Genomic DNA, 23,164 nt, shown 5'->3' with positions numbered 1-23,164 from the left:
CTTTCAACAAACCGTCCGTAGAGGCGGTTCTGAGAGGTTCAAAATGTCAGATGTCATCAAGCTGATTTCCCCCATCGACGGTTCGGTCTATGCCGAACGCACGGCGCTGGACGACGCCGCGGTCGACCGGGTCGTTTCCACCGCACGGACCGCACAGGCAAGCTGGGCTGCCGTGCCGGTTGCCGAACGCGTTGCCTATTGCCTCAAAGCGCTGGAAGCGCTGAAGGCGATGAACGAAGAAGTCGTGCCCGAACTGGCCTGGCAGATGGGCCGGCCGATCCGTTTCGGTGGCGAACTCGGTGGCACCATCGAGCGCACCGAATATTGCGCGAAGATCGCTGCTGAAGCGCTGGCCGATGTGGAGCGCACCGACAAGGCGGGCTTCAAGCGCTACCTGCGCCGCGTGCCGCTCGGCATCGTCATGGTGATCGCGCCGTGGAACTATCCGTTCATGACGGCGATCAATACCATCATGCCGGCACTGATGGCAGGCAACGTGGTCGTGCTGAAGCATGCCGCGCAGACCCTTCTGGTCGGTGAGCGCCTTGCCAAGGCCTTCGAGATTGCCGGTCTGCCGAAGGGCGTTTTCCAGAACATCGTCCTGACCCACCAGGGCACGGAAAAACTGCTCGGTTCCGGTCTGATCGACCATGTCAACTTCACAGGTTCCGTCGGCGGCGGACGTGCCATCGAAAAGGCGCTGGCCGGTACCTTCGCGACGCTTGGCCTGGAACTGGGTGGCAAGGACCCGGCATATGTGCGGGCTGACGCAGACCTGAACTATGCGGTTGAGAACCTGGTCGATGGTGCATTCTACAACGCCGGCCAGTGCTGCTGCGGCATCGAGCGCGTCTATGTGCATGAAAGCCTCTACGACCGCTTCGTCGAAGGCTTTGTCGATCTGACCAGCCAGTACAAGCTGGGCAATCCGCTGGACGAGGCAACCACCCTCGGCCCGATGGCCCAGGCGCGTTTTGCCGCCTGGATCCGCGAGCAGACGCAAGAAGCTCTGCGCAAGGGCGCGAAGGCGCACATCGATACCTCCAAGTTCGAAGCCGACAAGGAAGGCACGCCTTACCTGGCGCCGCAGGTGCTGACGGACGTCAATCACCAGATGTCCGTGATGCGCGAAGAAAGCTTCGGCCCGGTCGTCGGCATCATGAAGGTGAAGGACGACGACGAAGCGCTGCAGTTCATGAACGACAGCCCCTATGGCCTCACCGCATCGATCTGGACCGAAGACGTTCAGGCCGCTGCCGAGATCGGCGACAAGATCGAGACCGGCACCGTGTTCATGAACCGCTGCGACTATCTCGACCCGGCCCTGGTCTGGACCGGCGTCAAGGACACCGGCAAGGGCGCGGCTCTTTCCGAAATCGGCTTCCACAACCTGACCCGACCGAAGTCTTTCCACTTCCGTCTGGAGCATTGAGGCCGGTTTGACAAACGACCGAGCGAGCCCAGTTTCCTAGTCCCAAATCGGGCAGGGTGATTGAGCTTGCTCCCCTCTCCCCTCTTGAGGGGGAGATGTCTCCGCAAGGAGACAGAGGGGGGGGTGCCACCCCCTCGGGAAACTAGGCACCGGAATATACGCAGAGCCCAGTCACCCCCCTCTGTCAGCTTCGCTGACATCTCCCCCGCAAGGGGGGAGAGGGGTGCAAGAGGCAATGCCGAGACTTGTAACTGCCTCCCTTGTCGGTGTGGCAGCGACCAGAACCCTGAGTTTCAAGACAACGAGACACCCATGAGCTCACTTCCTTCCGTCAATTGGTCCTATCCGACCTCCGTTCGCTTCGGTGCCGGCCGCATCAAGGAACTTCCCGATGCGGTCAAGGCCACCGGCATGGCCAATCCGCTGCTGGTCACCGACCCGGGCCTTGCCGGCCTGCCGATGGTCGCAGAGGCGATTGCAAGCCTGGAAGCTGCCGGCCTTAAGGCTGCGGTCTTTTCCGACGTCAAGCCGAACCCGGTCGACAGCAACATTGCTGCCGGTGTCGCCGCCTACAAGGCCGGTGGACATGATGGTGTCATCGCTTTTGGTGGCGGTTCGGGCCTCGATGCAGGCAAGCTGATCGCCTTCATGTCCGGCCAGACCCGGCCAATTTGGGACTTTGAAGATATCGGCGACTGGTGGACCCGTGCAGATCCGGCCGGTATTGCGCCGATCGTCGCGGTGCCGACCACTGCCGGAACCGGCTCGGAAGTTGGCCGCGCGGGTGTTGTCACCAACGAAGCGACGCACACCAAGAAGGTTATCTTCCACCCGAAAATGCTGCCGGCCATCGTGATCTGCGATCCGGAACTGACCGTCGGCATGCCGCGCTTCATCACCGTCGGCACCGGTATGGACGCTCTGGCACATTGCCTGGAAGCCTATTCCGCACCGATGTATCACCCGATGTCCGAAGGCATCGCGCTTGAAGGCATGCGGCTGGTGTTTGAAAACCTGCCGAAAGTTGCTGCGGATGCGTCCGATCTTGAAGCACGTGGTCACCTGATGAGTGCCGCCGCCATGGGTGCTGTTGCCTTCCAGAAGGGCCTCGGAGCGATCCACTCGCTGTCTCATCCGGTCGGTGCGCTTTATGACACTCACCACGGCATGACCAACGCGGTCTTCATGCCGTACGTGCTGCAGTTCAACAAACCCGCCATCGAACAGAAATTCGAGCGGCTTGCCGGTTTCCTTGGCATCGCCGGCGGTTATCAGGGTGTGCTCGATGCGATCCTGAAACTGCGTGAAGACCTCGGCGTACCGCACACGCTGGCCGGTCTCAATGTCGATGACAGCAAGCGCGACCTGATTGCCGAAATGGCGATTGTCGACCCGACCGCAGGCGGCAACCCGGTTCCGCTGACCAAGGAAGGCGCATTGGAAATCTTCGACAAGGCTCAGCAGGGTACCGTCTGAAGCAAGACCCCTTGACCTCGAAGGCGCACCGGATACCGGTGCGCCTTTTTTTGTTTTTCAGGCCATCTTTCGCAATCACGGCCAAGCGTAGCCAAGCCGGGCCGGTGTGCCGCGGGGCCTGCAGATGGCCCAGAATTGTTCGCGGACAGCTTTGACGCTCTCCGATCCCTGGTCTTCGCTTCGCTGCGTCGCGGATCACGCTCTCATAGCCTTTGCACTTCAGGTCGCTCTGATCGTTCCCAGGATGAGGTTGGTGGTGCGTGCATTGCTGGCGCTCAGCGCGCCATTAGGTCTTTCTGTTCGAGATCGCGGCTCTCCGCCTTCCGCCACTGATCCGGCGTCATGCCGGTCACCCGCAGGAATTCGCGGTTGAAGTTCGACTTGGTCGAAAAACCTGCCCGGTACATGGCCTCGGTCACCGTGATGCCGTCCTGGCGCAGCAGCGTGCAGACATCCTTGATCCTGAAATCGTTCACATAGCGTGAGACATTCATGTCGCGCACCCGGTTGATGGCCTGCGAGAGCTGACGGGCGGGCAGACCGGCACGGCGAGCCAGCCTTGAGAGGTTGAGCGTGTCGTCGCGATGAAGGTGCTGTGCCGTCATCAGGGCGTCGACTCGCGCGACGATTTCCGCGTCTTCGGAGGTGGCGGTCTGGGCCGCGGGTTCCGGCTCGGTGTTTGTCTCCGTCTGGGCATGGCCTGCCGTGCGGGCAGCAAGACCGATCAGCAGCAGGCTGACAATATTGGCGTTACTGACCAGAATGGCTGCATGGCTGCCGCCCGAGCGTTCGAAATCGAAAAGGATCACCAGATCGAACAGGGCGGACAGGCACAGACAGAAGGCGGCCAGCCACAGGGCCCGGTGGGCAGCGGCAGCTTCGTCCAGACGGGCAAGTCCGAGGCCGTCCGGTCCGCGCCAGGCGATCCGTGCCAGGGCCACGGCATAGGCCAGGAACAGCAGCACCAGGGCACTATCCAGCAAGATAGGCGCCGCAAGCATCAGACCCAGAATGACGAGTGCGGCCAGTGGCGCCGCTGCCAGGCGAAACCGTCCGGGCGCGGCCTGATCGACGAGACCGCGAAAGCTCTCATAGGCAAGAGGGGGAAGCAGAGCGGCCAGCAGCGGCTGCACGAAGCGCAAAGCGTCGAGGTTATATCCCCAGCGCAGGCCCAGGACGATGGATTGCAGGCAGCACAGAGCAATCAGCATCAGGAAGGCGCGTGTGGCTGTTGCTCCGTTGCTTTTCTTCAGGAACACAAAGACAAGCGCCAGAAGCAACGCGTTGACGAAGGGCAGGGGAACAAACAGCACGGGCAAGGCACCTCGATGGGGCGATGGCGGGGACCTTTATCGCGATCCGGCATGACTGAATCGTGAAAGAGGACGCTTTCCATCACGGCCTTAGCAAGAATTCGGTCATTGCTCCACTGACTGAAAGACCCCTCATGAAAATACAATCTCTTTTCTTGCCGCTGGTTCTCACGCTGGCCGTCACCACACCAGCCAAGGCCCAGGAACCGGTGGGTGTTCGCGAGATCTCGGTAAATTCGAAAGCCAGAGGCGAGGATCTCACTGTTCTGGTCTGGTACCCGGCCAAGCCGGTCGGGGAGGCGGTGCTGATCGGCGATGACAGGATCTTCGAAGGCACGCCAGCATTGGCCGATGCCGCAAGGGCGGAAGGGATGTATCCGCTGATCGTGCTCTCGCACGGGTCGGGAGCGTCAGTCGAAAAGATGGCCTGGATCGCGAGTGAACTTGCCGGCGAAGGTTTTATTGTCGCCGGTGCAAATCACCCCGGCACCACCAGCGGCGATTCCACGCCGGAAGATACGCCGAAGCTCTGGCAAAGAACGGACGACCTTTCCGTGGTGATCGATAAGTTGATTGGCGATCCCGACTGGTCGGCGTCAATCGATCGAGGAAATATCGGGGCGCTCGGTTTTTCCCTTGGCGGCGCTGCCGTTCTGGAAAGCGTGGGTGCAACGGCAAGTCTGGAGGCTTATGTCGACTATTGCGACACCAATCCGCAGATGCCGGACTGCCAATGGTTCATGGGCGGCAGGGCGTTTGTCGACAGGGAGGAAATCAAGGTCGAGCCGTTTGATCTGCGGACGGTCGACAAGGTTCTTTTCGAACAAAAGAGCCATGATGCCCGGATCAAGTCTGTTATTGCTGTCGATCCGGCGCTGGCGGCTGCTTTTCAGGAGCAAAGCTTCGCGGGCGTCGGTGTGCCGCTGCATTTCCTCAATCTTGGCGTGGCAGGGCAGATCGATGTCGGTGTGCGTTCTGCGCATCTGGCCGCTGCTGCGCCAGACGCCGATCTGGATCACATCGAGGATGCCGTTCATTTCAGCTTCCTGCCCGTGTGCAAGGAAGATGCGATTGCGTTCATGAAATCCATCGGCGAGACGGACAGCCTGTGCACCGATGGTGGCGGCAGGTCTCGTGCCGAGCTGCACGATCAGATGGCCGAGATGATTGTCGAGGCTTTCCGCGAAGATTTGAAGGCGGCAAACTGACGGCCTGGCCGGGGACACGATCGAGCTTTTTGCTCATCTGGACTGCAGCCTCCCGTGCTTTCGGGGGTGGGAGGCTGCTGGTCGTCTCAAGGTGTCAGGATGAAGCGCCCTGGCTGCGTTCGATCAGCTTCAGCACTGCTACAAGCACGATGCCGTAGAGAACATGGCCAACGAGGGCGACCCAGACGATGCCACTGAAGTTCAGGAAGAAGGGCAGGCCGGCGACCGATGTGATGCCGCCGATGGCGAAGACCCAGAGACCGAAACCGTAAATTGCCGACGGCAGGAGCCAGTGGGTGTTGCCGACCACGCGCTGCCACAACGGCGCGAAGATGAACATCCAGCCGACAGGGTAGCCGATCAGTCCGACGGCGTAGAAATGGACGAAATATCCGCCGAAGTCACCGTTCGGAAGACCCAGGCTGCCAAGCAGGCTTTTTGCGAGGCCGTGCGGTGAAAGGGTCGCGAAACCCAAAGCCGGACTGATGATCTGGCCCCAGAGGTCGAACGCGTTGGTTGCAAAGAAGCCCGAGATGAACATCAGACCGAGCGTATGAAAACTCAGGGCGGGCAGGGTGCCGGCAGTCTGGGCCTGGCTGGAAGTCGTATTCATGACGGGATCACTTTCCTGAGATTGTCTCTTCTGCTGGCAGATACTTGGCTCTGAATGCGATCACATGGAAATAAAATGGCGAGGGTCCTGCGTGACGAATTCGTGATGAAAAATTGACGCCTCGCAGCGGCTGTTTCCAATCTTTGGATAACGCGACGGCGCTGTTGCTACACTTCCTCTTGCATGATCGGATGCGCCCTCTTCGCAATGCCGACAATGTGAGAATGCCGAAATGGATAAGTTGCCCGTCCGCCTCTATGCCGCTTTTGCTGCCGATGAGCGAGGCGGCAACATCGGCGGCGTTGTTTTTGAGGATACGCCGCTGTGGCCGGACGCGCGTCAGCGGATCGCTGCGGATATCGGTGCCCCGACGACGGGTTTTGTCCGCCAGAAGTCCGACAAGAGGATCGAGGTCCGCTTTCACTCGACCCGGGCGGAAATGGATATGTGCGGCCATGTTACCGTTGCGATTTTTGCGGCGTTGCTGGCCGACGGGCGGATTGGGCCTGGAAGCTATGTTCAGGAAACACCCGCGGGGGAAATCGGTGTTGATGTCGCCTCGGACGCTGCCATCACCATGCACCAGCCTTTGCCGAAGTTCGGATTGAACGAGGCAACCGCGGACGAGATAGCTCCGCTGCTCGGCATGGAACCGGCTGGTGTTCTCAGCGTTGCGGCGTCCTCGACAGCCCTTCGGCATGTTTTCATCGAAGTGGCAGATACCGATGCTCTGGCAACCCTTCGTCCGGATGATGACGGGCTGCGCCGTTTCAGCCAGGAACGGTTGATCGACACGATGGGCATCTGGTGCCGGACAGGGCGTGGTCTGGGCAAGGCTAAGGTTCGCCTGCGGGATCTCTGCCACGGTGTCGGCGATCCGGAAGAGGCGGCGAGCGGTACCACCAACGGTGCGCTGGCCTGCCACTTGTTCCGGGCGCAAAAACTTCTGCCTGGCAATGGCGGACAGGCGGTCCTGGTCGCAGAGCAGGGCTTCGAGATGGGCCGTCCAAGCATCGTCAGAACCGTGCTGAACACGGCTGGCGGCGAAGTCACCGGTGTTTCTGTCGGTGGGTATGCGGCCTTGAGGTTGACGGGCGAGTTTCACCTGTGAAACCCGCTGCGCCGGTGTGACGTCAGACCCGTTCGAACAGCGCTGGTCCCGTCTCGCTGAAGAGTTCGATCTCGAGCGACTTGGCCGGACCGGATGATACATCGCCAAAGACGAGCGTCGAACGGGATCCGTCGGGCGCGTTCTCGGTGACGAAATCGAACACCATTACCGGCCCGCTCCAGGGCTTCAGCGGGAAGGGGATCTGTTTCGGTCCTGCCATCAGCACCAGCTTGTCGCCGTCTGCCTTGATTTCGACCTTGCCGAAATACGGGTTGGAATAGGTGCCGGTGAGAAGGTCTTGCGGAGGCGTCGGGCCGGCATCTGCCGGGCGGTCCTGACCGACAGTGCTGCCACGTTTGGTGTAGAAGCCTTCGAACCTGCTCGAATATCCGCCGTACCAGTCCCGGGTGATGTGGCCGAGCTGTGCCAGGTCGGTGAAAGAGGCCGTGATGGCTTCAGCTGCCCCGACAGGGGCTGCATTGGTGAGGACGACTATGCCCAGGCCGAGCGAGGGGATCATCGCAAAGCAGGTGCCCGCGCCCAGCAGGAACGCGCCGGAATGGCCGATCCGGACACGGCCGGACGGATCAGTGCCGACATTGAAACCGTAACCGTAAAAGCCGGACCTGGCATCGGGGCTGTGGGGGCGATCCGAAAAGCTTTGCGGGCTGATGGCCGGCAGAAGCGCCTCGGGTGCGATAAGCGGAGTTCCCGCGTGGGCGCCGTCTGCAAGCAGCATCTTCAGCCAGATGGCCAGATCGTTGGCGGTCGAACTGACGCCACCTGCCGGCGACTGGGCATCGGGCTTGCGCTGGTACAGCGGAGCAAAGCCGTCGCCGTCTCGGCTGTGTGGGATGGCGCGGTTGCTTGCTGCTATGTAGTCGGCAAAGCGTGAGCTGGTCGACGTCATGCCGAGTGGCCTGTAAAGCGCTTCTTCCGAAAGGCTGCTCCAGTCGGTGCCGGCAGCCTCGGCAACGGCCTCCGCGGCGGCAGTCAGGCCGAAGTTGGTATAGGCATAGGAAATCCGGAAAGGTGCCAGCGGCAGAAGCTTCAATCTCTGCAGGATTTCCTTGCGGTCGTAACCCAGGTCTTCCAGATCGTCGCCGGCGTGGTCCGGCAGACCGGAGCGATGGCTGTAGAGGTCACCTATGGTCAGCTTTTCGGTGCGGTCGGGATCGGACAATTCGAACCAGGGCAACAGTTCACGCATCCGGCTGTCCCAGCCGACGACGCCCTTGCTGACCTGGCTCGCAACAACGGTCGCGCCCACCGGTTTGGAGAGGGACGCAAGCTGAAACACGGTGTCCGGTGTGATGGTTTCCGGTCCGCCAAGGCGGCGCACGCCGAAGCCCTTGGAATAGACGGTTTCGCCCCGATGAACGGCGGCAACGGCCAGTCCCGGGATTTTGCTGCGCGTCATCACGTCGGCCACGATTGCGTCAAGCTCCGCGACTGCCTTTGCAATCTGCTCGGGCGAGGCTTCAACGCCTGGTGTCTGGGCAGGAGAAAGCTCCTGCGCAAACCCACGCAGCGGCAGTGTAGTCAGTGCAGCGGTCGCAGTGCCGAGAAACAGACGGCGGGAGAGTATGTGCCGGGGCATATGCAAATTCCTTGGGGAGATACTGAAATCAAAACAAGCATATGCATGATGCGCGAAACGCACCTGAGAGATCAACTTAACGACGTGTAATGCGGGTTTGTTGAAACTTCTTGGTTAAGCAACCGTGTCTTGAGCAGACAAGCAAGTGGCCGGCTCCAGAACGGCATCCGGCCGGCAGGTCGGGTGCTATTCGATGTCGCCGTGGACGGCGACCATATCCAGTTTTGCTTCCGGCGCGGCAATGGTTCTGAAGGCTTCGCGCACACCGTCTTCGGTCAGGTCGCGCTGAACGGCGATCAGCGTGTTTTCCGGATGCTCCTCGCAAAGCTCTACCATATAGGCCAGCTCCTGACGGGCAACACCAAGCGCCGCCTCCACGGAAGGTGCGCCGTAAATGTCGACAAAATGCTGAGCAAGCCGCTCGGCGAGGGTGGCAAGCTCGGTTTCTTCGATCGGGGTGACGGCAACGAAGGTTGCTCTGCCGAAGGTTTCCAGCCCCAGCCAGCCGTTGGCAAAGGCCTGACGTGCCTTTCCGGTCAGGTCGGCTTCGGTCCAGTCGGAAAACTCGAAGCCGCCGGACAGGCACCATTCGCCGGTACGAGCCGGGGAAAAGAAGACGTTGCGGTCGCTGTCATCCAGGTGAATGGCACGAGCGAGTTTCATCCGGTTATCCCTCAAGACGGCTGGAAAGCGGGATCAAGGTCGTGTCCTCACCCGTTCTCAGCAACATACCAAAATTTTCATCGACACCGACGAAAGTGCCGGAGGTTCCGTCAACCTCCACCGTTTCACCCAGCGTCGGAACAAGACCGCGCCAGTCGGAATGGACGGGGCGCGGGCCGTCGTCCAGCCAGCGATTGAGCCAGTAAAGGCTATGGCGCACCCAACACTCCAGGAGCTGGTCGGGGGTAATCTCGCCGCAGCCTTCTTCGGACAACCAGGTTCGGTCAGGATCCTTGCCTGGGTTTGATTTCCGGCTTGTCATGCTGAGTTCCAGGCCGAGGATCAGCCAGTCCGGGGTTGCCTCGGGATCCTGCGTAGACGCCTTGACGCGCATGCGCCCGCAGACCGCGCCGTTGACGCGAATCCGGCCATCCCATTCCAGATGGACTGCCACCTCCGGCGGGGCGAGCGTGCCGAGCGCTGCCTGAAAGCCAAGGCCGCACACGGGCAGGATGGCCATGGCCTCCTCCAGCGGGACTTCCGGCGCAAAGATCAGAGCCGCCCGCAGACGTTCCCCGCCAAGGTTATAGATGACTGTTCCAGGATCCGTGCCGGTGATGGCAAGCGCCAATGCACGTTCGAAGGGGTCTGCCTGTCCGGTCAGCGCCTCGCCCTGAAAAAGCGGCGGAAACTGCACTTCGCTCATGCATTGCCCTCCGCGATCAAAGTTCGGGCGAGCTGACGGAACACGGAAGCTTCCGGCGCTTCAGGTGTCTTGATCGAAATCGGCGTGCCGCCATCGCCGGCAAGGCGGATGTTGAGATGCAGCGGCACTTCGGCCAACAGGGGAACACCGAGCTTTTCCGCTTCCGCAGCAACGCCGCCATGGCCAAAGACGTGTTCCTCATGGCCGCAGTTGGAGCAGATGTGGGTCGACATGTTCTCGATCATGCCGATAAGCGGAACCTTCATCTGTTCGAACATGCTGATGCCCTTGCGGGCATCGATTAGGGCAACGTCCTGCGGTGTCGAAACGATGATGGCGCCGTCGACGGCGAACTTCTGGCAAAGTGTCATCTGGACATCGCCGGTGCCGGGCGGCAGATCGACGATCAGCGCATCGAGCGCGCCCCATTGCACCTGGGTCATCATCTGCTGCAGAGCACCCATCAGCATCGGCCCGCGCCAGGCAACTGCCTCGTCGCCAGATGTCATCAGGCCGATGGACATCATGGTGACGCCGTGGTTGCGCAGCGGCAGGATCATCTGGCCATCCGGCGAGGTCGGCCGGCCGGAGATGCCAAGCATCTTGGGCTGCGACGGACCATAGACGTCGGCATCCAGAAGCCCCACCTTGCGACCTTCGGCGGCCAGCGCACAAGCAAGATTGGCAGCCACGGTCGACTTGCCGACGCCGCCCTTGCCCGAGGCAACCGCGATCACCCGGTCGATGCCAGGCACCTTCTGCGGCCCGGTTGCGCCCGGTGCTGCCGGTTTCGCCCGGATCGGCTGCGGTTCGGACGGTTTGGGCGCTGCGGGTTTGGCGGCCTGTGCGGTCGGCTGGTCCGCATGGGACGTCAGGATCACCTGAACGCTTTCGCAGCCTTCCAGCGCTTCGAGCTTCGTTTCCGCTTCGCTTTTCAGAACTTCCATCTCGGCCACGCGCCGCGGGTCGATCTCCAGAACGAAGCGGACCGTACCGCCATTGACTTGCAGTGCCCGCATCATGCCCGAGGCGGCAATGTCCTCGCCGGAGGCCGGATCCTTGATCGTCTTCAGAACCGACAGGGCGGTTTCGCGCGTCAGTGACACGTTAGTCCTGCCCCTCGATTTCGCCGGTGACCACGTGCTCGAGACCGAGTTCCTCGATCGTTACGACAGCTTTCACCTTGAAGGATTTTCCCGCATTCGGGCCTGCTTCGCGCACCGCATTTTCGATGGCCTGCTGCGAGGTCACACCGACCTGCTTCAGGAACTTGCGCATGGACATGTTGAAATCTTCGCTCATCTTATTCTCCTGTTGAATGCGGCGCACATTGACGGCTCGCCCGATTGAAACCTACCCTAGCGGATCTGGCCAGCAACGTGAGGGAGGAGCGCGTGGGCTGCCGTGCCTTGATATTTCTTGCCGTTGCCCTGTCGGCGGGCATCCTGTTCCATAAACCGGGGATCGCGCAATCGCGGTCTTTCCGGATGGGCGTGCCGAACGCGATTGCGGAAACCGGCTTCCTCCAATATCTGCTGCCGCGCTTTTCGCTCAAGACCGGGATCCGCATCGAAATTGTGGGTGACACGGAATCCTCCGAACTCAGTCTTTCGGAAGGCGCTTCCGGGGTTGCCGTGTTCTCCGGACTTGGCAAGACCTGGTTCCTCATGACCCATGAGGAAACAAACGAACACGCGATCCGCTTTCGGGACTGGCTGACCGGGGATATCGGCAGGCGCACGGTTGATGCTTTCGAGGAGGACGGCAAGCAGGTGTTCACCGCAGCGCTCGAACAGGTGGAGGACGACGGTCCGGTCGTCCTGTCCGGCGATGCGATCCGGGGTGAGGAACTGGCCGTTCTCCATTGCGGACGGTGCCATATGGTCAACGAGGCGACGCGCCTTACGACCATCGGTTCATCGCCTTCCTTCGCGGTGATGCGCAGTTTCTCCGACTGGCAAATGCGGTTTGAGGCGTTTTTTGCCCTCAATCCGCATCCCGCTTTCACGGTGATCGACGGCGTTACCGAACCCTTCGACATTAGCCGGCCATCGCCAATCGTGCCGGTGCAGATGACGCTTGAAGAACTCGAAGCGATCCTTGCGTTCGTTTCCCGCATTCCGCCGGCCGACCTCGGAGCCCCCATACAGTACCAGTGATCTTGTCTCATGCGGTTCAATGATCGCGCCGCTTGCTGATGTAGTCGTCCGTCGTGCGAACACGTGGGCGCTCGGCGGAGGCGAACGGGTTGTTTTCCGAATGGTAGACGGCGTTCACCCGGCAGTCGTCGCACATCTGTATGAGCTGTATGGCCTTGTTGTCCTGGAACATGGCGTGTTTGCCGGCGAGCTTTTCCGTCAGTCTCATCACTGTTGACCGGACACCGAATGGCTTGCCGCATTCAACACAGTTGAACGGCTCTTCTTCCTTCAGCACCCTGGCGCGCAATGCGTCGTCCGAAAGATCAAGCCTCGGATCCAGTGTCAGGGCCTTTTCCGGGCAGATTGTCGTGCAGATGCCGCACTGCAGGCAGGCATCTTCCTGAAAGCGCAGCTGCGGCGCATCGGGATTTTCCTTCAGGGCGCCGGACGGGCAGAGCGACACGCAGGACAGGCACAGCGTGCAGGCGTCCTGGTCAAAGACAACCGAGCCATAGGGGGCTCCTTCCGGAAGCGGGATGACCTTGCCCGGCTCGTTGAGCGTTTTGGCGGCAAGACGCGTGATTTGCCGGCGGGAGCCAAGGGGCAGGATCGGCTGCTTCGCGGTCACCGGAGACTGTTCGCGGTAAAGGATTTCTTCCAGCTCGTCCGGATCGGACGGGGTGATGAGGCAGACGCGGTCTTCGCCGGCGATCGCATTGGAGAGTTCTGCCTGGAAGGGCATGCCTTCCTTTTCCGTGGCTGGTGATAGCAACACGGTCACGTCGGCGAAGCCGCAGGCAAGTGCTGCCAGGCTTTCCGTATGGCCGAAACTGGCAATGGCTTCCATCTCCAGCGGAATGACGTCTGCCGGCAAGCCCTTGCCGTAGCGCGCGCCCAGGCGGATCAGTTCTGCGCCGTGGCTGCTGTCGTGAACGAGCAGGCGCGGTGCGTCGGAGCTGAGCTTGCGCCAGGTTGCCGCCAGCGTTTGCAGTCGCTGGAAGGTGTGGCTGACGGGAGGAGCGTCGTAGCTGATGGCGCCGGACGGACAGACCGCCGAACAGCTTCCACAGCCGGCGCAGACCATCGTATCGACCGCAACACTGTCGCCGCCGGGGCTGATGGCACCGGTTGGGCAAAGATCCAAACAGCGCGTGCAGCCTGTTTTGCGGGCCCTGGAGTGAGCGCAGAGCTGCTCGTCCAGACGAACGTAGAGCGGCTTTTCGAAGGTGCCGACAAGTTGTGAGGCATCCAGGAGCACCTTGGTGAACGCGCCCGTATTGCCCGGGTCTGCCCGCAGGTAGCCTTCCCGCTTTTCCGGTGCGGGAAAGAGCGGCTGCCCCCGGCGGAGGTCCAGCACGATGTCGCATTCCGTGCGCCCACCGCTCTTGGGATCTGTCCAGTTGAACGCGCCCCGCCCACCAGGAATGCGCTCCTGCAGGGCATCGAAACCGACCTTGAAGTGGCCAAGCGCACCGGTTGCTGTTGTTACCCGACCGCGCACGATGTCGAACCGCCGGTCGTCGGCAAGAGGCAATTCGTCGGCAGGGTCGAGAACGACTGTAACGCTCAGGAGCTCGCAAAGATGGTCTGCCGCGGTAAGCGCAGCTTCGCTGTCGCCAAGGATGAGGCAGGTGCCCTCCGAGGTAACGTCCACGACCTTTGCACCGGGTGTCGGCAAGATCGATTCGGCGAGCAGCGCGGCCATCTTGGGAGACGTGCTGCGGGTGTCGGCGGTCCAACCGGCTCGGTCGCGCAGATCGACAAAAAGAGGTTCGTCCGCTTCAAGGTCTGCGGCCAGATCCTCGAATGCCTGGCGCTCCTGCTGACACGCAATGATGACATTGCCCGCCTGAAGCGCTTCGGCAGCCTGCGCTGCTTCGCCGCGGCAAAGTTGCGTGTGGATTTTCGAACAGGTCAGTCCCGTTGCCTGTTCGATAAGCCCGGCGTCAATAGCCTGTGTATTCAGGCAATCGCAAAGCAGAAGCCTTGGTTGCGTCATTGTGTGCGCGTCCTCTCCCCCGGATCGTCCGAAACCGATTCTCTTGTGATTTGTCAGACAATACCGAACCCCATAACAAGGGCGCTGAAAGGCGCGCGTCAAGTTCGACTTCTGCGGGGCTTGAAATTTATGTCGCTTGCTACAGCATTTTACGTAACATCAAAACAGAGTCGGATTGAACCGGCGGACGGGGAGGTAGGTGGTTCGTGACTAGGGAAAGAACGCGCGTCATGCCGGTCGGGGTTGTGGTGCGCAGGCTGCCTGGCGTAACGCGCTGGCAGAAGTGGACCTGGTTGCCGGTGTCCCTGCTGCCGGGAGCCGCGCCTGCGGACTGGAAAATGCTGCGGGCCGAAGGCGATGCGATCGAGTACCATGCGACGACCTTGAGCCTGGAGCTGCATCACACCCAGACCGAAGCCTATCTGATTGCCCTGTCCGACAAGGTTCCCTCCGTCTACGTTGTGATGAGGGCTGCCCCGGAGCTGGCTCCGGCGATCCCCATTGAGGTGCTGCACATGACAGCGTCTGCCCATGAAGGCCTGGATTACGCGGATTCCGCCGAGGTCTTTGTCGAGAAGGTGCCAATGCCGCCAGGGCTGATTGCCTGGGTCCGGGAATTCATTGACATGCACCACGAAGAGGAAATCTTCTACAAGCGTCAGCGTGACAAGCACCGGATCGACCTGGAGGAAGAAGGCATCGGTGATCCACGCATCCGGCAGCTTGCCGACGTTTACCGGGCGCCCGGCACCCGAAAGAAGGACACACTGCAGTGAACACCGGCGACGACAAGCCAATGGATTTCTGGTCAAGGCGCAAGGCTGCGGTTCGCGAGGCCGAAGCCGCGGAGGTCGAGCGCCGGGACGCTGAGCTTGAAACCGCGAAACGGGTCGAGCTGGAAGAAAAGACCGATGCGGAAATCCTGGAAGAACTTGGATTGCCTGATCCCGACAGCCTGCAGAAGGACGACGATTTCACGAAGTTCCTGGCCAAGACCGTGCCGGAGCGTCTGCGCCGGAGGGCATTGCGCCGTTTGTGGCTGTCCAACCCCGTTCTCGCCAATCTCGATGGCCTGAACGATTATGACGATGATTTTACCGATGCATCGACCGCCGGTCAGGTGGTGAAGACCGCCTATGAAGTTGGTCGTGGATTCTTGAAAAAAATCTCTGAAACGGAGCCGGACGAAAACTCGGACGCTACGCAGGCCGGAGAAGGTGAAGTACTTTCCGGGCAAAGTGATTCTGCTGCGCCGCAATCGGAACAACTTGCTGCAGCGCAGCATACTTATGTCGAAAATGGAAAAACATCTATTCGATTGACGCAAAGAGACGAGAAGGTGCAAATTAGTGAAATTGGAACTATTGTGTCTGATGAAACAGCACTGGTCGAAACCGAAGAAGAGCGCCTGCCGAAACGGCGCCGAATGCGTTTCGACTTTGATTAATACTAAAGTCTAAGAAGTTTTTGCGCCAGAAAAGCACCGCGCGTGTGGGAGGAAAAGGCTCGAATGGCCGTTGTGGCGAGGGAATTCATTATCGAACCGGAAGATCAGGCCCGGTCCGAATTGTACGACTTTCTGGCACTGGTGCTTGCGCGCCCGGCCGGAGCCGAACTGCTCGAGCAGATTGCGGGCCTGCAGGGTGGTGACACGCCCCTGGGCAATGCTCTGAATGTGCTTGCCAGAATTGCGGCAGTGACGACGCCGGAGACGGCCGAGCGTGAATTCAATGCCCTTTTCGTCGGTCTCGGGCGCGGCGAACTGCTGCCATACGCCAGCTATTACCTGACAGGGTTCCTCAACGAAAAGCCTCTCGCAAAGCTGCGCCAGGACATGGCGGAGCGCGGGATCGAGCGCGCTGAAGACAAGCACGAGCCGGAAGACAACATCGCATCGCTGATGGAGATGATGGCGGGGATGATCCTCGGCCGTTTCGGCAAGGTGACGTCTCTCAGCGAACAGAAGAGTTTCTTCAACGCCCATGTGGAACCCTGGGCGATACATTTCTTCACTGATCTGGAAGCGGCTGGAACATCGGTGTTCTATGGTGCTGTCGGATCGTTGGGGCGCCAGTTCATGGAAATCGAGGCACAGGGCTTCGACATGATCTCGAACTGACGGTTGCATCTGAAATGGGGTGGCCTGGCCATCCATCTGCGAGAGGAGGAATGCGACAATGAAACGACCCGAAACGGCAAGCCCCGAAGAGGGTACAGGCCGCCGGGACTTCCTGAAGCTGGCGGCGATTTCTGCCCCGGTTGCCGTGACCACGGTAACCGCCGGAACCACCGCTGAAGCGGCTGAACCGGACCTGGCTTCCGACAAGATGCAGGACACGGTTCATACCCGTGCCTACTACGACAGCGCCCGGTTCTAACTGGACCCTGTGAGACTTCCCCGGCCATGGTTGCGTGACGCCCGGACGCCGGTTCACAAATAACCCAGCCGTATCAGGTTCTGATACAAGCAAGGTAGGGCAATATGCTTAGGAAAAAGACCAATGGGGTTGCGCGACGCCCCCAAGGTGCAAGTATCCTGAAAGACGCTGCACACAAGTCGGTAGACCGCCGTACGTTCCTTAAGGGATCCGGTCTTGCCGCAGGCGGCCTGGCCGCCATTACCGTGACCGGAGGAACGGTCACCAAAGCCAAGGCACAATCCACCGGCGATGCCGTGAAGACCGTCAAGTCGATCTGCACGCACTGTTCCGTTGGCTGTACCGTTATCGCCGAAGTTTCCAGCGGAGTCTGGATCGGGCAGGAGCCCGGTTGGGACAGCCCGTTCAACCTGGGTGCCCACTGCGCCAAGGGAGCTTCCGTCCGCGAACACGCTCATGGCGAGCGCCGCCTGAAATATCCGATGAAAAAGGAAGGCGGAGAGTGGAAGCGGATCAGCTGGGATGAAGCGATCAACGAGATCGGCGACAAGATGCTGCAGATCCGCGAAGAAAGCGGTCCGGACAGCGTCTACTGGCTCGGCTCGGCCAAGCACAGTAACGAGCAGGCTTATCTCTTCCGCAAGTTTGCAGGCTACTGGGGAACGAACAACGTCGACCACCAGGCCCGCATCTGCCACTCCACGACGGTTGCCGGCGTAGCGAACACATGGGGCTACGGCGCCATGACCAACAGCTACAACGACATCCACAATTCCAAGGCGATCTTCATCATCGGCGGCAATCCGGCGGAGGCTCACCCCGTCTCCCTGCTGCACGTGCTGCGCGCCAAGGAACAGAACAACGCTCCGCTGATCGTCTGCGATCCGCGGTTCACCCGCACCGCGGCCCATGCCGACGAATATGTACGCTTCCGTCCGGGTTCGGACGTTGCCCTCATCTGGGGCATTCTGTGGCACATCTTCGAAAACGGCTGGGAAGACAAGGAGTTCATCCGCACCCGCGTGTGGGGCATGGACCAGATCCGCGAAGAAGTTGCCAAATGGACGCCCGATGAAGTCGAGCGTGTCACCGGTACGCCGGAAAGCCAGCTGAAGCGCGTGGCGCGGACGCTTGCCAACAACCGTCCGGGCACCGTGATCTGGTGCATGGGCGGCACCCAGCACACCAACGGCAACAACAACACCCGTGCCTACTGCATCCTGCAGCTGGCGCTCGGCAACATGGGCACCGCCGGTGGCGGCACCAACATCTTCCGTGGCCACGACAACGTGCAGGGAGCGACCGACCTCGGCGTTCTTGCCGACACGCTGCCGGGCTATTACGGCCTGACCGCCGGCTCCTGGGCTCACTGGGCTCGTGTGTGGGAAGAAGATCTGGATTGGCTGAAAGGCCGCTTCGGCACCATCAAGGGTGCAGACGGCAAGGACAAGGCCATGATGAACCTGACCGGTATCCCGGTCAGCCGCTGGATCGATGGTGTCCTTGAAGCCAAGGAAAACCTGGAACAGCCGGACAACACCCGTGCGATGGTGCTGTGGGGCCATGCCCCGAACTCCCAGACCCGTTTGCCGGAAATGAAACAGGCTATGGAAAAGCTCGACCTTCTGGTCGTGGTTGATCCCTATCCGACCGTTTCGGCAATCCTGCACGACCGCACCGACGGCTGTTACCTGCTGCCGGCCTCGACCCAGTTCGAGACCCGTGGTTCGGTGACCGCTTCCAACCGGTCGCTGCAGTGGCGCGAACAGGTGATTGCACCGCTGTTTGAATCCAAGCCCGACCACACGATCATCGCCATGTTCGCCAAGAAGTTCGGTTTCGACGACCGTCTCTTCCGCAACATCGGCATGGACGGGGACGAGCCGAACATCGAGGACCTGACACGCGAGTTCAACCGCGGCATGTGGACGGTGGGCTACACCGGCCAGTCGCCTGAGCGTATCAAGTCGCACATGGAGAACCAGCACACCTTCGACCGTACCACGCTGCGTGCAGTCGGTGGTCCGAACGACGGCGAGTTCTACGGCATGCCGTGGCCGTGCTGGGGCACCGCAGAGATGAAACACCCGGGAACGGCAAATCTCTACGACATGTCCATGCCGGTCGCTGAAGGCGGTCTGTGCTTCCGTGCCCGTTACGGCGTGGAGCGTGATGGCCAGAACCTTCTTGCGGAAGGGGTCTCCAACCCCGGTGCGGACATTCAGGACGGCTATCCCGAGTTCACCATGCAGATGCTGATCGATCTCGGCTGGGATGGTGACCTGACGGCCGAAGAGCGTCAGTCGATCGAGACTGTTGCCGGCGCTGCGGACAAGATCGGCACCGTGAACTGGAAAACCGACCTTTCGGGCGGTATCCAGCGCGTGGCGATCGCCCATGGCTGTGCCCCGTTCGGCAACGCCAAGGCGCGTGCCGTTGTGTGGACCTTCCCGGATCCGGTGCCGCTGCACCGCGAGCCGCTCTACACCAACCGGCGGGATCTGGTCGCGGACTATCCGACCTATGCCGACAAGTCGTTCTGGCGTGTTCCGACACTCTATGCGTCGATCCAGAAGAACGACTTCTCCAAGGACTTCCCGATCATCCTCACATCCGGCCGTCTGGTCGAATACGAGGGCGGCGGGGACGAAACCCGGTCGAACCCCTGGCTGGCTGAACTCCAGCAGAACATGTTCGTCGAAATCAATCCGCGGGATGCCAACAATCTCGGGGTGCGTGACGGCGCACAGGTCTGGGTCGAAGGCCCGGAGGGCGGCAAGGTCAAGGTCATGGCGATGGTTACCGAACGTGTCGGCGAAGGCGTTGCCTTCATGCCGTTCCACTTCGGTGGTCATTACCAGGGCGAGGACCTGAGGTCGAAGTATCCGAAGGGTGCAGACCCCTATGTGCTTGGGGAAAGCTGTAACACCGCTCAGACCTACGGGTATGACTCGGTGACCCAGATGCAAGAGACCAAGGCTACTCTCTGCAAGATCTCGGCAGCGTAAGGAGGACGACAAATGGCAAGATCAAAGTTCCTTTGCGACGCCGAACGCTGCATTGAGTGCAATGCCTGCGTCACGGCCTGCAAGAACGAGCACGAAGTGCCGTGGGGCATCAACCGCCGCCGTGTGGTGACCATCAATGATGGCAAACCAGGCGAACGGTCGATCTCCGTGGCCTGCATGCACTGCTCGGACGCACCCTGCATGGCGGTGTGCCCGGTGGACTGTTTCTACCAGACCGAAGAAGGCGTGGTGCTTCACTCGAAGGACCTGTGCATTGGCTGCGGCTACTGCTTCTACGCCTGTCCGTTCGGCGCACCGCAATTCCCGCAAGCGGGCAATTTCGGATCGCGCGGCAAGATGGACAAATGCACCTTCTGTGCAGGTGGTCCGGAAGAAAACAACTCCACTGCAGAGTTCGCGAAATACGGCCGCAACCGTATCGCGGAAGGCAAGCTGCCGCTCTGCGCGGAAATGTGCTCCACCAAGGCCCTGCTCGCGGGCGATGGCGACGTCGTGTCGGCCATCTACCGCGAACGTGTGGTTGCCCGCGGCTTCGGCTCGGGTGCCTGGGGCTGGGGTACCGCTTACGGCCAGAAAGGCGGCTGATCCCTTGCGGGGTGAGGGCAGACCGGCACGCCGGACTGCCCGTCACGCTTGGGTAGATGCCTGAAAGAAACGTAGGCGGGGCGGCTTTACAGCCGCCCCGCTCGTCTCCGGTTGTAATCGACAATGAGGTTTGCGGTCATGAAACGCGTGACTATGGCTTTGCTTGTTCTTCTGGCCTTTCTTGGTGCGGGTCTGGGGACAGGGTTTGCACAGGATACGTCCGCCGACCGGTCGGCGACCGGTGGTGCGCAGACGCTTGAAGACATCATGAAACGCCAGCGCGGCGAGAAGGTCGACTACGACTTCCGCCGCAACAATACCGGTGATCCGGACGACGCGGCGTCGATTTCCTCACAGCTCGGGACACTTGGCGGTGTCTCCGATCCGGAGCTCTGGCGGGCACTGCGGTACGGCTCCGCGGACGTGACCGTCTCTTCCGGTGGATTTGCTGCAACCGTTCTGATGCAGGATGGTGGCATGCGCTGGCTTGAATGGCGCAAGGGACCACTTGCCACTTATGGCGCCTGGCTGCTCGGCGGGACTATCGTGCTGCTGGCCCTTTTCTATCTCATTCGCGGCCGTATTCGCATCGATGGCGAGAAGACCGGCCGCACCATCACCCGCTTCAAGGCGATCGAGCGCTTCGGGCACTGGCTGCTTGCGGGATCCTTCGTCCTGCTTGGCATTACCGGCCTGCTGACGCTTTTCGGGCGCTTCGTGATCATCCCCATGATCGGCAAGGACGCTTTTGCGCCCGTCGCGCATTTCTCGAAGTGGATCCACAACAACGTCGCCTGGGCCTTTATGCTGGGCCTGATCATGGTGTTCGTGATGTGGGTCGCGCACAACATCCCGAACAAGACGGACGTGAAATGGATCGCCGTCGGTGGCGGGCTCTTCAAGAAGGGCGTGCACCCGCCGGCCAAGAAATTCAACTTCGGTCAGAAGCTAGTGTTCTGGGGGGTGATCGTGCTGGGCGCGTCGATTTCCGTTTCCGGGCTGTCGCTGCTGTTCCCGTTCGAAATGCCGATGTTTGCAGTCACCTTCGAAAAGCTCAACGCACTCGGCCTGCCGCAGCTGGTGGGTCTCGGTACATTGCCTACCGCGCTTGCACCGCATGAGGAAATGCAGTTTGCGCAGCTGTGGCACGCCATTGTGGCCTTCGTGATGATGGCGCTGATCCTGGCGCATATCTACATCGGTTCCATCGGCATGGAAGGCGCCTATGACGCCATGGGCTCCGGCGAGGTTGAACTGCAGTGGGCGAAGGAGCACCACGGTCTCTGGGTGAAGGAAGTCGAAGAAGCTGAAAAGCGCGAAGCCGCCAAACATTCAGGCGGCGACAGCGCGGTTCCCGCCGAATAGGCCCGGCGTGACATGCCGTTTCAGCCGGATCCCGTATGGTTGCTTGCACGGGTCTTCGGGCCCGCTGCCGGCTTCCTTCTGACGCTGGTCTCCGCAGCCGGTAGCGCCGATTTCCAGACCCTGAAGGGTCACGGCGGCCCGGTCATGGATATCGATGTTTCCCTTGAGACCGGTCAGGTGGCCACTGCCAGCTTCGACAATTCGGTCGGCATCTGGAAAGACCGGGTGCCGCAATGGCTTGAAGGTCATGCGGCGGCGGTCAAGGTGGTTCAGTTTCTGGACGGTAGTCATCTGGTGTCCGGCGGAGACGACAACGAGCTTATTCTCTGGAACACCCGCAATAACTCGAACCGGGTTCTGGAAGGGCACACGGCCAAGATCATGGGGCTTGCGGTTTCTCCCGACAAGACGACGATTGCCAGCGCAAGCTGGGATGCACGTGTGGGGCTGTGGCCGGTTGCCGGCGGCGAGCCGGCTTATCTTGCCGGACATGCAGCCGGGGTGAATGCGGTCGCGTTTTCAAGGGACGGGCGCCAGCTCTACTCCGCGTCAGTCGACGGGTCGATCAAGCTCTGGGATCTGGCAACGCGCAGTGAAAAGCGGGTCGTTGATCGCAACGGTTTCGGCATCAATGTCATTGCCATTGGCGGTGAGGGTGACCGGGAGAGCTGGATTGCCTACGGCTCCCAGGACGGAGTGACGCGGATCGTCGATATCGAAACCGGCGAACGGCTGCATGACTTCACTTTCGAGCGCCGGCCGATACTGGCCATGGCGGTCAGTCCGGATGGCTCACGTCTGGCGACCGGTGACGGTCATGGATATATCACCGTGTTCGACACGACGTCCTGGGCGCTCGAAACGGACTTCCGGGCAGCGCTGAAAGGTCCGATCTGGGCGCTTGCCTTTTCGAAGGATGGCGATGTGTTGCATGCGGGCGGCATCGAGAACATCGTCTATTCGTGGCCGCTTGCGGATCTTGCAACATTCGATCCGATGGCAACCGAGACACCGCAATTCCTCAAGAAACCGGAAGAAATGTCCAACGGCGAACGGCAGTTCGCACGCAAATGCTCGATCTGCCACGCCCTGACCGGCGATACCGCGCGCAAGGCCGGGCCGACGCTTCACAACATCTTCGGCCGGCGTGCAGGCACTATTCCGGACTACCCCTATTCGGCGACCCTGTCAGGATCTGATATTGTCTGGTCGGAAGCGACGATCGATCAACTGTTCCTGGACGGCCCGGATCACTATATTCCCGGGTCGAAGATGCCGATGCAGCGGATTGTGGAACAGCAAGACCGTGACGATCTGATCGACTATCTGAAATCGGCGACGGCGCCATCCGAAGGAGATACACAATGAAAACAATGCTCATCGCGTTTGCCGCCATTATCGTGATTGCCATCGGCGCCAACCAGGTTCTGGAGCACCTGCGGTTTTCCAGCGCCGACTTCACGTCCAGCCCGTCCGTGCGCTTGGGGGAATAACGATTACCCGCAATTCGACGGAAACAGGCGACGCCTGCTGCTAATCACTTTC

General features: G+C 60.8%; 22 protein-coding genes. 14 read left to right on the top strand and 8 right to left on the bottom strand.

What is annotated here, in order from left to right; translation table 11 throughout:
• Positions 1-43: 43 nt before the first annotated feature.
• Positions 44-1,432, top strand: a complete 1,389-nt coding sequence (locus tag J7447_RS14850) for an aldehyde dehydrogenase family protein (RefSeq protein WP_209170064.1) — start codon at positions 44-46, stop codon at positions 1,430-1,432.
• A gap of 312 nt (positions 1,433-1,744) precedes the next feature.
• Positions 1,745-2,908 carry an iron-containing alcohol dehydrogenase gene (locus J7447_RS14845; RefSeq protein ID WP_023003100.1) on the top strand — a complete coding sequence of 388 codons (1,164 nt, stop codon included), beginning with the start codon at positions 1,745-1,747 and terminating at the stop codon, positions 2,906-2,908.
• A gap of 275 nt (positions 2,909-3,183) precedes the next feature.
• On the opposite strand, the gene J7447_RS14840 is transcribed toward J7447_RS14845, so the two are convergent.
• Complete coding sequence (locus tag J7447_RS14840; protein WP_209170063.1) at positions 3,184-4,221, bottom strand: AraC family transcriptional regulator; 1,038 nt, start codon at positions 4,219-4,221, stop codon at positions 3,184-3,186.
• Between the two features lie 134 nt (positions 4,222-4,355).
• Here J7447_RS14840 and J7447_RS14835 point away from each other — a divergent pair, with 134 nt between their 5' ends.
• Entirely contained in the window at positions 4,356-5,429 is a 1,074-nt protein-coding gene (locus J7447_RS14835) for an alpha/beta fold hydrolase (RefSeq protein WP_209170062.1), read from the top strand.
• 94 nt (positions 5,430-5,523) lie between these two features.
• On the opposite strand, the gene J7447_RS14830 is transcribed toward J7447_RS14835, so the two are convergent.
• Complete coding sequence (locus J7447_RS14830) at positions 5,524-6,042, bottom strand: hypothetical protein (RefSeq protein ID WP_023003103.1); 519 nt, start codon at positions 6,040-6,042, stop codon at positions 5,524-5,526.
• 232 nt (positions 6,043-6,274) lie between these two features.
• Between J7447_RS14830 and J7447_RS14825 the strand changes: the two genes are divergently transcribed.
• A complete protein-coding gene (locus J7447_RS14825; RefSeq protein WP_209170061.1) occupies positions 6,275-7,153 on the top strand; it encodes a PhzF family phenazine biosynthesis protein in 879 nt (292 codons plus the stop codon).
• A gap of 22 nt (positions 7,154-7,175) precedes the next feature.
• Here the strand turns inward: J7447_RS14825 and J7447_RS14820 are convergent, their stop codons facing one another.
• The 5 genes from J7447_RS14820 to J7447_RS14800 all read right to left on the bottom strand — a co-directional run bounded on the left by J7447_RS14820 (position 7,176) and on the right by J7447_RS14800 (position 11,424).
• Positions 7,176-8,753 carry a serine hydrolase gene (locus J7447_RS14820; RefSeq protein WP_209170060.1) on the bottom strand — a complete coding sequence of 526 codons (1,578 nt, stop codon included), beginning with the start codon at positions 8,751-8,753 and terminating at the stop codon, positions 7,176-7,178.
• Between the two features lie 186 nt (positions 8,754-8,939).
• Positions 8,940-9,416 carry a DUF6505 family protein gene (locus J7447_RS14815; protein WP_209170059.1) on the bottom strand — a complete coding sequence of 159 codons (477 nt, stop codon included), beginning with the start codon at positions 9,414-9,416 and terminating at the stop codon, positions 8,940-8,942.
• Between the two features lie 4 nt (positions 9,417-9,420).
• The gene (locus J7447_RS14810) at positions 9,421-10,122 is read right to left on the bottom strand and encodes a biotin/lipoate--protein ligase family protein (RefSeq protein ID WP_055656245.1); all 702 of its coding nucleotides are present in this window, start codon (positions 10,120-10,122) and stop codon (positions 9,421-9,423) included.
• Positions 10,119-11,228 carry an Mrp/NBP35 family ATP-binding protein gene (locus J7447_RS14805; protein WP_209170058.1) on the bottom strand — a complete coding sequence of 370 codons (1,110 nt, stop codon included), beginning with the start codon at positions 11,226-11,228 and terminating at the stop codon, positions 10,119-10,121. The genes J7447_RS14810 and J7447_RS14805 overlap by 4 nt, the downstream gene beginning before the upstream one ends.
• 1 nt (position 11,229) lies before the next feature.
• On the bottom strand, positions 11,230-11,424 hold the full coding sequence (locus J7447_RS14800; RefSeq protein WP_023003109.1) for a DUF6494 family protein: 195 nt from the start codon (positions 11,422-11,424) through the stop codon (positions 11,230-11,232).
• A gap of 92 nt (positions 11,425-11,516) precedes the next feature.
• Here J7447_RS14800 and J7447_RS14795 point away from each other — a divergent pair, with 92 nt between their 5' ends.
• Entirely contained in the window at positions 11,517-12,281 is a 765-nt protein-coding gene (locus tag J7447_RS14795; protein ID WP_208984239.1) for a hypothetical protein, read from the top strand.
• A 16-nt stretch (positions 12,282-12,297) separates the two neighbouring features.
• Here J7447_RS14795 and J7447_RS14790 read toward each other — a convergent pair whose 3' ends face one another.
• Positions 12,298-14,262 (bottom strand): 4Fe-4S binding protein, encoded by a 1,965-nt coding sequence (locus J7447_RS14790; RefSeq protein ID WP_209170057.1) that lies wholly within the window; start codon positions 14,260-14,262, stop codon positions 12,298-12,300.
• A 206-nt stretch (positions 14,263-14,468) separates the two neighbouring features.
• On the opposite strand from J7447_RS14790, the gene J7447_RS14785 reads away from it, so the two are divergent.
• From J7447_RS14785 to J7447_RS31320, 9 genes are all read left to right on the top strand, one after another.
• Complete coding sequence (locus J7447_RS14785; protein ID WP_208984238.1) at positions 14,469-15,038, top strand: DUF3305 domain-containing protein; 570 nt, start codon at positions 14,469-14,471, stop codon at positions 15,036-15,038.
• Positions 15,035-15,709: a DUF3306 domain-containing protein gene (locus J7447_RS14780; RefSeq protein WP_209170056.1), complete on the top strand. Its 675-nt coding sequence runs from the start codon at positions 15,035-15,037 to the stop codon at positions 15,707-15,709. The genes J7447_RS14785 and J7447_RS14780 overlap by 4 nt, the downstream gene beginning before the upstream one ends.
• A gap of 63 nt (positions 15,710-15,772) precedes the next feature.
• Positions 15,773-16,381 carry a molecular chaperone TorD family protein gene (locus J7447_RS14775; RefSeq protein WP_055656785.1) on the top strand — a complete coding sequence of 203 codons (609 nt, stop codon included), beginning with the start codon at positions 15,773-15,775 and terminating at the stop codon, positions 16,379-16,381.
• A gap of 58 nt (positions 16,382-16,439) precedes the next feature.
• Positions 16,440-16,640: a hypothetical protein gene (locus J7447_RS14770; RefSeq protein WP_023003115.1), complete on the top strand. Its 201-nt coding sequence runs from the start codon at positions 16,440-16,442 to the stop codon at positions 16,638-16,640.
• A gap of 104 nt (positions 16,641-16,744) precedes the next feature.
• Positions 16,745-19,648, top strand: a complete 2,904-nt coding sequence (locus J7447_RS14765) for a formate dehydrogenase subunit alpha (protein WP_023003116.1) — start codon at positions 16,745-16,747, stop codon at positions 19,646-19,648.
• A 12-nt stretch (positions 19,649-19,660) separates the two neighbouring features.
• Positions 19,661-20,254 (top strand): formate dehydrogenase FDH3 subunit beta, encoded by a 594-nt coding sequence (gene fdh3B, locus J7447_RS14760; RefSeq protein WP_006937368.1) that lies wholly within the window; start codon positions 19,661-19,663, stop codon positions 20,252-20,254.
• A gap of 138 nt (positions 20,255-20,392) precedes the next feature.
• Positions 20,393-21,619 (top strand): formate dehydrogenase subunit gamma, encoded by a 1,227-nt coding sequence (locus tag J7447_RS14755; RefSeq protein WP_055656237.1) that lies wholly within the window; start codon positions 20,393-20,395, stop codon positions 21,617-21,619.
• Between the two features lie 12 nt (positions 21,620-21,631).
• Positions 21,632-22,987, top strand: a complete 1,356-nt coding sequence (locus J7447_RS14750) for a c-type cytochrome (RefSeq protein ID WP_209170055.1) — start codon at positions 21,632-21,634, stop codon at positions 22,985-22,987.
• The gene (locus tag J7447_RS31320) at positions 22,984-23,112 is read left to right on the top strand and encodes a hypothetical protein (protein WP_023003119.1); all 129 of its coding nucleotides are present in this window, start codon (positions 22,984-22,986) and stop codon (positions 23,110-23,112) included. The genes J7447_RS14750 and J7447_RS31320 overlap by 4 nt, the downstream gene beginning before the upstream one ends.
• The last annotated feature ends 52 nt before the right edge of the window (positions 23,113-23,164 follow it).

Source organism: Labrenzia sp. R5_0 (assembly GCF_017743835.1).
Classification (GTDB): domain Bacteria; phylum Pseudomonadota; class Alphaproteobacteria; order Rhizobiales; family Stappiaceae; genus Roseibium; species Roseibium algicola.
The sequence above is the reverse complement of the archived record's forward strand: the minus strand, read 5'-3'. Positions and strand labels throughout refer to the sequence as shown.

Coding starts and splice junctions, on each gene's coding strand:
- J7447_RS14850 (WP_209170064.1), top strand. CDS start 44: ATGTCAGATGTCATCAAGCTGATTTCCCCCATCGACGGTTCGGTCTAT.
- J7447_RS14845 (WP_023003100.1), top strand. CDS start 1,745: ATGAGCTCACTTCCTTCCGTCAATTGGTCCTATCCGACCTCCGTTCGC.
- J7447_RS14835 (WP_209170062.1), top strand. CDS start 4,356: ATGAAAATACAATCTCTTTTCTTGCCGCTGGTTCTCACGCTGGCCGTC.
- J7447_RS14830 (WP_023003103.1), bottom strand. CDS start 6,042: ATGAATACGACTTCCAGCCAGGCCCAGACTGCCGGCACCCTGCCCGCC.
- J7447_RS14825 (WP_209170061.1), top strand. CDS start 6,275: ATGGATAAGTTGCCCGTCCGCCTCTATGCCGCTTTTGCTGCCGATGAG.
- J7447_RS14820 (WP_209170060.1), bottom strand. CDS start 8,753: ATGCCCCGGCACATACTCTCCCGCCGTCTGTTTCTCGGCACTGCGACC.
- J7447_RS14815 (WP_209170059.1), bottom strand. CDS start 9,416: ATGAAACTCGCTCGTGCCATTCACCTGGATGACAGCGACCGCAACGTC.
- J7447_RS14810 (WP_055656245.1), bottom strand. CDS start 10,122: ATGAGCGAAGTGCAGTTTCCGCCGCTTTTTCAGGGCGAGGCGCTGACC.
- J7447_RS14800 (WP_023003109.1), bottom strand. CDS start 11,424: ATGAGCGAAGATTTCAACATGTCCATGCGCAAGTTCCTGAAGCAGGTC.
- J7447_RS14790 (WP_209170057.1), bottom strand. CDS start 14,262: ATGACGCAACCAAGGCTTCTGCTTTGCGATTGCCTGAATACACAGGCT.
- J7447_RS14775 (WP_055656785.1), top strand. CDS start 15,773: ATGGCCGTTGTGGCGAGGGAATTCATTATCGAACCGGAAGATCAGGCC.
- J7447_RS14770 (WP_023003115.1), top strand. CDS start 16,440: ATGAAACGACCCGAAACGGCAAGCCCCGAAGAGGGTACAGGCCGCCGG.
- J7447_RS14765 (WP_023003116.1), top strand. CDS start 16,745: ATGCTTAGGAAAAAGACCAATGGGGTTGCGCGACGCCCCCAAGGTGCA.
- fdh3B (WP_006937368.1), top strand. CDS start 19,661: ATGGCAAGATCAAAGTTCCTTTGCGACGCCGAACGCTGCATTGAGTGC.
- J7447_RS14755 (WP_055656237.1), top strand. CDS start 20,393: ATGAAACGCGTGACTATGGCTTTGCTTGTTCTTCTGGCCTTTCTTGGT.
- J7447_RS14750 (WP_209170055.1), top strand. CDS start 21,632: ATGCCGTTTCAGCCGGATCCCGTATGGTTGCTTGCACGGGTCTTCGGG.
- J7447_RS31320 (WP_023003119.1), top strand. CDS start 22,984: ATGAAAACAATGCTCATCGCGTTTGCCGCCATTATCGTGATTGCCATC.